The organism is Streptomyces sp. NBC_00028 (assembly GCF_045041065.1).
GTDB lineage: Bacteria > Actinomycetota > Actinomycetes > Streptomycetales > Streptomycetaceae > Streptomyces.
The window spans coordinates 6,359,936-6,371,820 of sequence record NZ_CP108293.1 but is presented as its reverse complement, the minus strand read 5'-3'; the positions used below and the strand labels follow the sequence as shown (position 1 = coordinate 6,371,820).

Sequence of the window (11,885 nt, the reverse complement as noted above, 5' to 3'; positions counted from 1 at the left end):
CGCGATGGACCACCGACTCTCCCCCGAACTCGAAGAACTCCGCCGCACGGTAGAGGAGTTCGCACACGACGTAGTGGCGCCGAAGATCGCCGACTACTACGAACACCACGAGTTCCCGTACGACATCGTCCGCGAGATGGGCCGCATGGGCCTGTTCGGGCTGCCGTTCCCCGAGGAGTACGGCGGTATGGGCGGCGACTACATGGCGCTGGGCGTGGCCCTGGAGGAACTCGCGCGCGTCGACTCGTCCGTGGCGATCACGCTGGAGGCGGGGGTGTCGCTGGGCGCGATGCCGCTGCATCTGTACGGCACAGAGGCCCAGAAGCGGGAGTGGCTCCCGCGTCTCTGCGCGGGCGAGATCCTGGGCGCGTTCGGTCTGACGGAACCGGACGGCGGCAGCGACGCGGGCGCGACGCGTACGACGGCCCGTCTGGACCCCGAGACGAACGAATGGGTGATCAACGGCACGAAGTGCTTCATCACCAACTCCGGTACGGACATCACGGGTCTGGTGACGGTGACGGCGGTGACCGGCCGCAAGCCCGACGGCAAGCCGCTGATCTCCTCGATCATCGTCCCGTCGGGCACGCCGGGCTTCACGGTGGCGGCACCGTACTCGAAGGTGGGCTGGAACGCCTCGGACACACGGGAGTTGTCGTTCGTCGACGTCCGCGTCCCGGCGGCGAACCTGCTCGGCGAGGAGGGCCGCGGCTACGCCCAGTTCCTTCGCATCCTGGACGAGGGCCGCATCGCCATCGCGGCTCTGGCCACGGGCCTGGCGCAAGGCTGCGTGGACGAGTCGGTCAAGTACGCCAAGGAACGCCACGCCTTCGGCAAACCGATCGGCGCCAACCAAGCCATCCAGTTCAAGATCGCCGACATGGAGATGAAGGCCCACACGGCCCGCCTCGCCTGGCGCGACGCGGCCTCACGTCTGGTCTCGGGCGAGCCCTTCAAGAAGGAAGCGGCACTGGCCAAGCTCTACTCCTCGACGATCGCGGTGGACAACGCCCGCGACGCCACCCAGGTGCACGGCGGGTACGGCTTCATGAACGAGTACCCGGTGGCCCGCATGTGGCGCGACTCCAAGATCCTGGAGATCGGGGAGGGGACGAGCGAGGTCCAACGGATGCTGATTGCAAGGGAGTTGGGGCTCACCAGCTGAGCGTCGAGCCCCCACAGGTGGGGCACAGCTTCGATGACAAGGGGCCCCACCCCCTGGACAAGATCTGAGGTTAGGCTAACCTACCTTCGAACTTGTCCGGCGGGCGTTCCGCCCCGTTCGAAAGCAGCCACACCATGCCCAACGCCAGAGCCACCCACCTCACCCGTCGCGGCATGCTCGCCGCGGGCGGCGCCCTCGGCCTCGGTGCCGTGCTCGCGGCCTGCGGTGACGACGACGCGAAAAGCGGTGGCTCTGGCGAGGAGACCGCCGCCGCGAAGAAGTCCGGCCCCTGGACGTTCAAGGACGACCGCGGCACAGAGGTCAAGCTCGACAAGATCCCGGCGAACATCGTCGCCTTCACCGGCGTCGCCGCCGCGCTCCACGACTACGGCATCTCCGTGAAGGGCGTCTTCGGCCCGACCAAGACCGCCGACGGCAAGGCCGACGTCCAGGCCGGCGACATGGACATCTCCAAGGTCGAGATCCTCGGCAACGTCTGGGACCAGTTCAACGTCGAGAAGTACGCCGCCCTCGCCCCGGACGTCCTCATCACCACGATGTTCGACGACGCCGGCACCCTCTGGTACGTCCCGGCCGCCTCCAAGGACAAGATCGCCAAGCTCGCCCCGAGCGTCGGCATCTCCGTCTACGACCGCCAGATCACCGAGCCGCTCCAGCGCATGTGGGAGCTGGCCGAGTCCCTCGGCGCCGACATGACGGCCGCCACCGTCACCGACGCCAAGAAGAAGTTCGAGGCCGCCGCGACCCGGCTGCGCGCCGCCGCGAAGGCGAAGCCGAACATCAAGGTGATGGCCGGTTCCGCCAGCCAGGACATCTTCTACGTCTCCGGCACCAACCTCTCCATCGACCTGGAGTACTTCAAGGCCCTCGGCGTGAACTTCGTCGAGCCCTCCGAGAAGTCCAAGGCCGAGGGCGGCGGCTGGTACGAGTCGCTGAGCTGGGAGAACGTCGACAAGTACAAGGCCGACATCATCATGATGGACGACCGGTCGTCGACGATTCAGCCGGCCGACATCACCGAGGCGACCTGGAAGAAGCTGCCTGCCGTGAAGGCCGGGCAGGTCATCTCGCGGTCGCCGGAGCCGATCCTGTCGTACGACAAGTGCACGCCGCTGCTCGAGACCCTCGCCGAGGCTCTTGAGAACGCGAAGAAGGTCATCTGAGAAACGGGGCTTGATGTGGTGGGTGAACTGCGGGCCGGTTGTGGCTGGTCGCGCAGTTCCCCGCGCCCCTAAAAGCAACAAGCCTTGCCCCCCTGCCAACTCAGGAGCGCACCCCTCATGACCACCGCCGTCGCCGCACCCTTCCGGTTCTTCTCTCTCCACGTCGTGAGAGCGCGGCAACTCGGGCCGTCTCTCGTCCGGGTCACCTTCTCCGGCGAAGAACTGCGGGAGTTCCACTCCAACGGGTGCGATCAGTCGCTGTCGCTCTTCCTCCCCGCCGAGGGGCAGACGGAGCCTCGTGTTCCGATCGAGCTCGGTGACGGCTGGTGGCAGGCGTGGCGTGAACTCCCCGATGACGTACGGGCCGTGATGCGGTCGTACACGCTTCGCTCGCTGCGCCGCGACCCCGACGAGATCGACATCGACTTCGTGCTGCACGGCGTCGAGCCCGGCGCCGACACACAGGCCGGGCCCGCTTCCCGCTGGGCCTCGCGGGCCTCCGCCGGGGACCGTGTCCTCCTCCTCGGTCCCGCCATCGCCGACAACCGTGCCATCCGGTTCCGGCCGGCCGACGGCAGCGACCTCACCCTCATCTGGGGCGACGAGACCGCCGTACCGGCCGTCTCCTCGATCCTGGAGTCCCTGCCGGCCGGCACCCGTGCCCGGGTGTGGCTGGAGGTGCAGCACGCCGGCGACATCCAGGACCTGGTGACCGAGGCCGACGCCGAGATCACCTGGTTCGTCCGGGACCACGAGGGCGCCGAGGGGTCCCCCATGGCCCTCGGCGCCATCCGTGACGCCCAACTGCCGGACGCCGAGCGGCCGTACGTGTGGATCGCGGGCGAGTCGAGCTGTGTGAAGCAGCTGCGCCGGCACTTCGTCGGCGAGCGCGGCATCGACCGCCGCAGCGTCACCTTCGTCGGGTACTGGCGGCAGGGAATGACCGAGGAACAGCTCCGCGCCGCGGAGTGACCACAGCGGGACCGCAGCCGCCGTACGCCCAACTCCCGGGCGTACGGCGGTGACTGCTGTGCCCGCAGGGGCAACTGCGGGCCACGTGACCGTAGTCACGCACGAGGCCACGTTTTATTCCCGTTACTTAGGTTAGGCTAACCTAAGTAAGCAAGATCAGGGCAAAGCCAAGATCGCGTCCCCACCCCCGTCCGACCCGCACGGACTGCTCCCCACCGGAGGACCCCCACCATGCGCTCGCACCTGCTCAATGACACGACCGCGGAGCAGTACCGCCGCTCCGTGACCGAAGGTATCGAGCGGGTGGCAGCCAAACTCGCCGCCACCGACCGTCCGTTCACCGGTGTCACCGTCGACGCCCTCGCCCCGACCATCGACGCGATCGACCTCGACAAGCCGCTGCTCGACACCGGCGCGGTGCTCGACGAGCTGGAGGACGTCTACCTCCGCGACGCGGTCTACTTCCACCACCCCCGCTATCTCGCCCACCTCAACTGCCCGGTCGTCATCCCGGCCGTCGTCGGCGAGGCGATCCTGTCCGCGGTCAACTCCTCCCTGGACACCTGGGACCAGTCGGCCGGCGGCACCCTCATCGAGCGCAAGCTCATCGACTGGACGACGGCCCGGATCGGCCTCGGCCCGGCCGCCGACGGGGTGTTCACCTCCGGCGGCACCCAGTCCAACCTCCAGGCGCTGCTCCTCGCCCGTGAGGAGGCGAAGACGGACAGCACCGCCAAACTGCGTATCTTCGCCTCCGAGGTCAGCCACTTCAGCGTCAAGAAGTCCGCCAAACTCCTCGGCCTCTCCCCCGACTCCGTGGTCACCATCCCCGTCGACCAGAACAAGCGGATGCAGACCGTCGCGCTCGCCCATGAGCTGGAGCGCTGCAAGGCCGCCGGTCTCGTCCCCATGGCCGTCGTCGCCACCGCCGGCACCACCGACTTCGGCTCCATCGACCCGCTGCCCGAGATCGCCGAGCTGTGCGCCCAGTACGGCACCTGGATGCATGTGGACGCCGCCTACGGCTGCGGACTGCTCGCGTCGGTGAAGTACCGCGGCCGGATCGACGGCATCGAGCGCGCCGACTCGGTCACCGTCGACTACCACAAGTCCTTCTTCCAGCCCGTGAGTTCGTCCGCCGTCCTGGTACGGGACGCGGCCACGCTCCGCCACGCGACCTACCACGCCGAGTACCTCAACCCGAAGCGCATGGTGCAGGAGCGCATCCCCAACCAGGTGGACAAGTCCCTGCAGACCACCCGCCGGTTCGACGCCCTCAAGCTGTGGGTCACACTGCGGACGATGGGCGCCGACGGCATCGGACAGCTCTTCGACGAGGTCTGCGACCTGGCCGTCGAGGGCTGGAAGATCCTCGCCGCCGACCCGCGCTACGACGTCGTCGTCGAGCCGACGCTCTCCACCCTCGTCTTCCGCTACATCCCGGCCGCCGTGACCGATCCCGCCGAAATCGACCGCGCCAACCTCTACGCCCGCAAGGCGCTGTTCGCCTCCGGCGACGCGGTGGTCGCGGGCACCAAGGTCCAGGGCCGCCACTACCTGAAGTTCACCCTGCTCAACCCCGAGACGACGACCGAAGACATCGCCGCCGTCCTCGACCTGATCGCCGGCCACGCCGAGCAGTACCTGGGAGAGTCCCTTGACCGCGCGTCCTGAAACCCCGACCAAAACCTACGACTTCGTAGGGATCGGGCTCGGCCCGTTCAACCTCGGTCTCGCCTGCCTCACCGAGCCCATCGACGAACTCGACGGTGTCTTCCTGGAGTCGAAGCCCGACTTCGAGTGGCACGCGGGCATGTTCCTCGAAGGCGCCCACCTCCAGACGCCGTTCATGTCGGACCTGGTCACGCTGGCCGACCCGACCTCGCCGTACTCCTTCCTGAACTACCTGAAGGAGAAGGGCCGGCTGTACTCGTTCTACATCCGGGAGAACTTCTACCCGCTGCGCGTCGAGTACGACGACTACTGCCGCTGGGCCGCGAACAAGCTGAGCAGCGTCCGCTTCGGCACGACGGTCGCGGACATCCAGTACGTGGCTGACGTGTACGTCGTGACGACCACGGCCGGCGACGTCTACCGCGCCCGCCACCTCGTCCTCGGCACCGGCACCTCCCCCCACTACCCGGAGGCCGTGCGCGGTCTCGGCGGGGACTTCTTCCACAACTCCCGCTATGTGCAGAACAAGGCGGAGCTTCAGAAGAAGGACTCGATCACGATCGTCGGCTCCGGGCAGTCCGCCGCCGAGATCTACTACGACCTCCTCGCCGAGATCGACGTGTACGGGTACCGGCTGAACTGGGTGACCCGCTCGCCCCGCTTCTTCCCCCTCGAATACACCAAGCTCACGCTGGAGATGACCTCCCCGGAGTACATCGACTACTACCGCGAGCTGCCCGAGGCCACCCGCTACCGGCTCACCGACCAGCAGAAGGGCCTGTTCAAGGGCATCGACGGCGATCTCATCAACGAGATCTTCGACCTGCTCTACCAGAAGAACCTCGCCGGGCCCGTCCCCACCCGACTGCTCACCAACTCGGCCCTGAACTCGGCGGCTTACGAGAACGGCACCTACACCCTCTCCTTCCGCCAGGAGGAGCAGGAGAAGGACTACGACCTCCAGACGCAGGGCCTGGTCCTCGCCACCGGATACAAGTACGCCGAGCCCGAGTTCCTTGCCCCCGTCAAGGACCGGCTGCGCTACGACTCGCAGGGCAACTTCGACGTCGCCCGCAACTACTCGATCGACACCACCGGCCGCGGCGTCTTCCTCCAGAACGCCGGCGTGCACACCCACAGCATCACCTCGCCCGACCTGGGCATGGGTGCGTACCGCAACAGCTACATCATCCGTGAGCTGCTCGGCACCGAGTACTACCCGGTCGAGAAGACGATCGCGTTCCAGGAGTTCTCCGTATGACCACCCCCCACACCTTCACCTTCCGTCCCCTCGACCCGCTCAAGGACGCCGAGCTGCTGCACGGCTGGGTCACCCACCCCAAGGCCGCGTTCTGGATGATGCAGGACGCGAAACTGGAGGACGTCGAGCGGGCGTACATGGACATAGCGGCCGACGAGCACCACCACGCGCTGCTGGGTCTCGACGAGTACGGCGTCCCCGTCTTCCTGATGGAGAAGTACGACCCCGCCCACCGTGAACTGGTGGGCCTGTACGAGCCGTTGCCGGGCGACGTCGGCATGCACTTCCTCACCCCGGCGACCGACACCCCGGTCCACGGCTTCACCCGGTCCGTCATCACCGCCGTCATGGCCCACCTCTTCGAGGACCCGGCCGTCGAGCGGGTCGTCGTCGAGCCGGACGTCTCCAACAAGGCCGTCCACGCCCTCAACGCGGCTGTCGGATTCGTGCCCGAGCGGGAGATCGAGAAGCCGGAGAAAAGGGCGCTGCTCAGTTTCTGCACCCGCGAGCAGTTCCGCGCCGCGACGGAGGTGCCCGCATGAGCCTCGCCGACTCCGTCGCCCACCTCTCCCCCGAGCGCTGGGAGAAGGCCAACCGCCTCCTCATCCGCAAGGCTCTCGCCGAGTTCGCGCACGAGCGGCTCATCATGCCGGAGGCCACCGCCGACGGCCGCTTCGAGGTCCGCAGCGACGACGGTCTGACCCGTTACGGGTTCACCGCCACCCGCCGCGCCCTCGACCACTGGCAGGTCGACGCCGACTCCCTCTCCCGTCGGCGAGACGGCGTCGACCTCCCCCTCGCCGCGCTGGACTTCTTCATCGAGCTGAAGACGGCGCTGGGCCTGAGCGACGAGATCCTGCCGGTATACCTGGAGGAGATCTCCTCCACCCTCTCCGGCACCTGCTACAAGCTCACCAAGCCGCAGATCCCGGTCGCGGAGCTGGTCGGCAGTGGCTTCCAGGCCATCGAGACCGGCATGACCGAGGGCCACCCCTGCTTCGTCGCCAACAACGGCCGGCTCGGCTTCGGCATCCACGAGTACCTCTCGTACGCCCCCGAGACGGCGAACCCGGTCCGTCTGGTCTGGCTGGCCGCCCACCGCGACCGGGCCGCGTTCACGGCGGGCGTCGGCATCGAGTACGAGACCTTCGTGCGCGACGAGTTGGGTGCGGAGACGGTCGAGCGCTTCCACGACACCCTGCGCGCCCAGCAGCTCGACCCGGCCGACTACCTTCTCATCCCGGTCCACCCCTGGCAGTGGTGGAACAAGCTCTCCGTCACCTTCGCCGCCGAGGTCGCCCGCCGCCACCTCGTCTGCCTCGGCGAGGGCGACGACGAGTACCTGGCCCAGCAGTCCATCCGGACCTTCTTCAACCGGTCGAACCCCCAAAAGCACTACGTGAAGACGGCCCTGTCCGTCATCAACATGGGCTTCATGCGCGGCCTTTCGGCGGCGTACATGGAGGCCACCCCGGCCATCAACGACTGGCTCGCCCAACTCATCGACAACGACCCGGTGTTGAAGTCCGCCGGCCTGTCGATCATCCGCGAGCGCGCGGCCGTCGGCTACCGCCACCTGGAGTACGAGGCGGCGACCGACCGCTACTCGCCGTACCGCAAGATGCTGGCGGCGCTGTGGCGCGAGAGCCCGGTCAACTCCCTCCAGGACGGCGAGTCGTTGGCGACGATGGCCTCCCTGGTCCACGTCGACCACGAGGGCCGGTCCTTCGCCGGGGCCCTGATCGAGCAGTCGGGCCTGACCCCGGTGGAGTGGCTGCGCCGCTATCTGACGGCGTACTTCACCCCGCTCCTGCACAGCTTCTACGCCTACGACCTGGTCTACATGCCGCACGGCGAGAACGTGATCCTGGTCCTGAAGGACGGCGCGGTGACCCGCGCGATCTACAAGGACATCGCCGAGGAGATCGCCGTCATGGACGTCGACGCGGTGCTCCCGCCGACGGTGGAACGGCTGCGCGTGGACGTCCCGGAGGACAAGAAGCTCCTCTCCATCTTCACGGACGTCTTCGACTGCTTCTTCCGCTTCCTCGCCGCGAACCTCGCCGCCGAGGGAATCCTGGAGGAGGACGACTTCTGGCGGACGGTCGCGGACATCACCCGCGAGTACCAGGCGTCGGTGCCCGAACTCGCCGACAAGTTCCAGCGGTACGACATGTTCGCCCCGGAGTTCGCCCTGTCCTGCCTCAACCGCCTCCAACTGCGCAACAACCAGCAGATGGTCGACCTGGCGGACCCGGCGGGCGCACTCCAGCTGGTGGGCACCTTGAGGAACCCGATAGCGGGGTTCTGACCCCAGGGACAGGCGGGCGCCACGAGGTACGGTCCTTCGTGGCGCCCGTCGACTTCATGCCGTCAGGGGCGCGGGGAACTGCGCGACCAGCCCCCACCGGCCCGCAGCCAAATCACCACGGCACCTGAGGCGACCGGTAGTAGTTAATCCCCAACGCCTCCCACCGCTCAGCCTGCGCAGCCAGCCGCACCTTGTACCGCCCCCAGTCATGCGTAACAGCCGGCGACCACCCCAACTCAGCCACCCCCGCCAACCTCGGAAACGCCATGTACTCAAGATCCGCGGACGTCACGACCGTCTCCGTCCACAACGGCGCCTCGACCCCCCGCACAGCAGACCCCGGCACCCCCGGCAGATAGTCCCCCGGATCCCAGTCGTAAGCCCGCCGCACCTCCACCAGCCCCGCCCAGTCCTGCCCCAACGGCGTGTCCGCGGTGTATTTCATATCGAGGTACACCCGATCAGCGGGCGACAGCACAACCCCCGTCCCGCCCTGCGCGGCCTTCGCCACCTGCGCCTTCTCCTCCGCACTGGTGTCATCGAGCCCCCAGTACTGGGCGACGGCCCCCTTCGTCGGCGTCGCCCCGGTGAGCTGGTGCCAACCCACCACGGTCTTCCCGTACTTGGCGACGATCGGCTGCACCCGGTCCATGAACTTGACGTAGTCCTCATGACTGGTCGAGTGCGCCTCGTCCCCACCGATGTGGAGATACCTCCCCGGCGTGAGCGCGGCCAGCTCCCGGACCACGTCGTCCACGAAGTCGTACGTGCGGTCCTCGCCGACGCACAGCGAGCTGAACCCGACCTCCGTGCCGGTGTAGAGCGGCGGGGCGACCCCGTCACAGTTCAACTCGGCGTACGAGGCGAGCGCCGCGTTGGTGTGCCCCGGCATGTCGATCTCGGGAACGACCTCCAGATAGCGCGAGGACGCGTACCGGACGATCTCCTTGTAGTCGGCCTTGGTGTAGAAGCCGCCGGGGCCGCCCCCGACCTGCGTGGAACCGCCGTACGTGGTGAGGCGCGGCCAGGAGTCGATCGCGATGCGCCAGCCCTGGTCGTCACTCAGGTGCAGATGCAGCTTGTTGACCTTGTAGAGCGCCAACTGGTCGATGTACCGCTTCACCTGGTCCACGGTGAAGAAGTGCCGGGACACGTCGAGCATGGCGCCGCGCCAGCCGTAGCGCGGGCTGTCGGTGACGGTGCCGCCCGCGACCAGCCAGGGGCCGGACTGCACGGTGTCCTTCTCGACCTTCGCCGGCAGCAACTGCCGCAGGGTCTGCACACCGTGGAAGAGGCCGGCTGGCTGGGCGGCGGTGATGGTGACACCCTTGGCCCCGCTGTCGAGCCGGTAGCCCTCCGCGCCGAACGGGCCTTGGGCAAGCCGCAGTTGAATGTCACCGCCGCGCCCCGCACGCACCGGCAGCCGATAGCCGGTGGACGGTCGCAGCACCCCCGCGAGGTACTCGCCGACCCGGCGCACCTCCCGCGAGTCGTCCACGCCGATACGGGTCTTCGTCGTGATGCGGTACGGCGATCCGCCCGGCGTCACCTTCGTGGGGGCCGGAATCACCTGGTCGAGCGGTGCGGCCCCGGCGGGCGTCGGCGCCGCGCCCACGGTGAGCGAGCCCACCGCCACCAGCAGCAACGCGCCCAGAACTCGGGTCGTACGGGGAGTCGTTCCGCGCTTCCGTCTCACCTGCGCCCCTTTCATGGTCCACCCAGGATTGGTGCAGACCACTCTGCCGGGTAACCGGCCCGGTGCGGAAGTGCACAGCCCCGTCACAGGCAGGGCCGCTACGGTCCACACCTTGCCGTGACGGCTCCTTGGGGGGAGACGAAGATGTCCGAGCACACCGCACAGCAAGCCGGTACCGCCCACGCCCCGGCGCCGGGTGTCCCGTTGGAGGACGTGTCGGCGGTGCGCGCGTACGCGGGCGCGTTCTGCGGCAAGCAGCACGCCGCCGCCGAACTCGCCGCCGAGGTCCTCGCCCATGCCGCGCACCGACAAGGGCCCACCGGCCGCCTGGAGTTGCTGACCGATGTGCGCCGCACCGCGGACACCTGGGTCCGCGGCGAACGGGCGGCGCTGCTGCGCCCGGGGTTCCGGTCCTGGTCGCAGCGCGCGGCCGACACGTTCGGGCCGGCCGACACCCTGCGCCGGGTGGAGCACACCTCGCTGCTCCTGGCCGCCTTCGCCACCCTGGCCGACCAGCCGCGCGCCGCGCTGTGGCTGTGCCGGGCCGAACAGGGCGAGACGGCGTTCGCCGCGCAGGTCCTCGGTACCTCGGAGGAGTTCGTCGAGGCGATGGCGGAGTCGGCCCGCGCCCGGCTGGCCGACGGGTTCCTGCGGCTGCGCGCCGAGCGCACGGCGGACGCCCGCTGTGTGCACTACGGCACCATGCTCGGCGCGATCGCCCGCGGCACCCACCGCGAGACCCCCGACGACCTCCAGCAGCACCTGGACGGCTGCCGTTTCTGCACCCACGACGTCACCGTCCTGCACACGCTCACCTCCGGCCCCCCGGAGGAGTTGCGGGCCCTGCTGGTCGACCAGGTGCTGGTGTGGGGCGGCCCTGCCTACCGGGCGGCACAACAACCCCAGCCGGAGCCGGCCGCCCCGGCACCCCAGGAGCCCGCCCCGGAGCCCAGGACCACGCCTCCGCCGCTCCCGGAGGCCCCCCGCAGACGCCGCCCCGTCCTCGCCGTGGCCGTCGCGGTCGTCGTCACCGCCGTGGCCACCACGGTCGCCCTGAAGCTGCTCGGCGGCGAGGACTCCACCGCCCAGGCCGCCGACGCCGCCACCGCCCCCTCGGCCACCGGTCCGGCGCCGACGTCCGCCTCCCCCTCCCCGAGCAGCGGCACGTCGATCGCCACCCTCGCCCTGGAGAACACCGGCAGCGGACGCTGTGTCGCCGCCGACGCCGGCACCTCCTTCGACAACGCCCCGAAGACCGTCGCCTGTACGGAGGGCCCGACGCAACGGTGGAACGTCGTCCCGTCCGGCAGGAACACGTACGCCCTGGAGCACGTCTCCTCGACGTTCTGCCTCGACATCGCGGGCGACCGCGTCACCGGCGACCCCATGCAACTGCGCCCCTGCGCCTACCAGCAGGGCGACGACGCCCCCTACCCCGAGGACCAGGCGTTCCTCCTCAGGACCCACACGGACGGCACCTTCACCCTCGTGTGCCAGGACAACCAGGACATCGCCGTCGGCATCCGCGCCGGAGAGGTCCGCATGCTGGCGACGACCGGGAGCGGCGAGGCGATCCGATTCAAGGCCACCGCCGACCTGACGAAGGCACTCGGCGACTGACC

The 11,885-nt window shown here is 68.8% G+C and carries 9 protein-coding genes; 8 read left to right on the top strand and 1 reads right to left on the bottom strand.

Translation table 11 applies throughout. The features are described from left to right. Window positions 1–4: 4 nt before the first annotated feature. The 7 genes from OG885_RS28725 (at window position 5) to OG885_RS28695 (ending at window position 8,567) form a co-directional block, all read left to right on the top strand. Window positions 5–1,165 (top strand): acyl-CoA dehydrogenase family protein, encoded by a 1,161-nt coding sequence (locus tag OG885_RS28725; protein ID WP_405736718.1) that lies wholly within the window; start codon window positions 5–7, stop codon window positions 1,163–1,165. Between the two features lie 134 nt (window positions 1,166–1,299). Beyond that, window positions 1,300–2,349, top strand: coding sequence for an ABC transporter substrate-binding protein (locus OG885_RS28720; RefSeq protein ID WP_405736715.1), 1,050 nt, complete (start codon window positions 1,300–1,302; stop codon window positions 2,347–2,349). A 117-nt stretch (window positions 2,350–2,466) separates the two neighbouring features. Further along, entirely contained in the window at window positions 2,467–3,321 is an 855-nt protein-coding gene (locus OG885_RS28715) for a siderophore-interacting protein (RefSeq protein WP_405736713.1), read from the top strand. 231 nt (window positions 3,322–3,552) lie between these two features. Continuing rightward, on the top strand, window positions 3,553–4,995 hold the full coding sequence (gene desA, locus OG885_RS28710; protein ID WP_405736710.1) for a lysine decarboxylase DesA: 1,443 nt from the start codon (window positions 3,553–3,555) through the stop codon (window positions 4,993–4,995). Further along, on the top strand, window positions 4,979–6,256 hold the full coding sequence (locus OG885_RS28705; RefSeq protein WP_405736707.1) for a lysine N(6)-hydroxylase/L-ornithine N(5)-oxygenase family protein: 1,278 nt from the start codon (window positions 4,979–4,981) through the stop codon (window positions 6,254–6,256). The genes desA and OG885_RS28705 overlap by 17 nt, the downstream gene beginning before the upstream one ends. Further along, the gene (locus tag OG885_RS28700) at window positions 6,253–6,798 is read left to right on the top strand and encodes a GNAT family N-acetyltransferase (protein ID WP_405736705.1); all 546 of its coding nucleotides are present in this window, start codon (window positions 6,253–6,255) and stop codon (window positions 6,796–6,798) included. Before OG885_RS28705 ends, OG885_RS28700 begins: the two co-directional genes overlap by 4 nt. Further along, window positions 6,795–8,567, top strand: a complete 1,773-nt coding sequence (locus OG885_RS28695) for an IucA/IucC family protein (protein WP_405736702.1) — start codon at window positions 6,795–6,797, stop codon at window positions 8,565–8,567. Before OG885_RS28700 ends, OG885_RS28695 begins: the two co-directional genes overlap by 4 nt. Window positions 8,568–8,679: 112 nt before the next feature. Here OG885_RS28695 and OG885_RS28690 read toward each other — a convergent pair whose 3' ends face one another. After that, window positions 8,680–10,263, bottom strand: a complete 1,584-nt coding sequence (locus OG885_RS28690; RefSeq protein WP_405736699.1) for a beta-N-acetylhexosaminidase — start codon at window positions 10,261–10,263, stop codon at window positions 8,680–8,682. A gap of 144 nt (window positions 10,264–10,407) precedes the next feature. Here OG885_RS28690 and OG885_RS28685 point away from each other — a divergent pair, with 144 nt between their 5' ends. Further along, window positions 10,408–11,883 carry an RICIN domain-containing protein gene (locus tag OG885_RS28685; RefSeq protein ID WP_405736697.1) on the top strand — a complete coding sequence of 492 codons (1,476 nt, stop codon included), beginning with the start codon at window positions 10,408–10,410 and terminating at the stop codon, window positions 11,881–11,883. Window positions 11,884–11,885 lie beyond the last annotated feature (2 nt).

Bases quoted from the DNA above. Each gene is read 5' to 3' on its own strand.
- OG885_RS28725 (WP_405736718.1), top strand. From the start codon at position 5: ATGGACCACCGACTCTCCCCCGAACTCGAAGAACTCCGCCGCACGGTA.
- OG885_RS28720 (WP_405736715.1), top strand. From the start codon at position 1,300: ATGCCCAACGCCAGAGCCACCCACCTCACCCGTCGCGGCATGCTCGCC.
- OG885_RS28715 (WP_405736713.1), top strand. From the start codon at position 2,467: ATGACCACCGCCGTCGCCGCACCCTTCCGGTTCTTCTCTCTCCACGTC.
- desA (WP_405736710.1), top strand. From the start codon at position 3,553: ATGCGCTCGCACCTGCTCAATGACACGACCGCGGAGCAGTACCGCCGC.
- OG885_RS28700 (WP_405736705.1), top strand. From the start codon at position 6,253: ATGACCACCCCCCACACCTTCACCTTCCGTCCCCTCGACCCGCTCAAG.
- OG885_RS28695 (WP_405736702.1), top strand. From the start codon at position 6,795: ATGAGCCTCGCCGACTCCGTCGCCCACCTCTCCCCCGAGCGCTGGGAG.
- OG885_RS28685 (WP_405736697.1), top strand. From the start codon at position 10,408: ATGTCCGAGCACACCGCACAGCAAGCCGGTACCGCCCACGCCCCGGCG.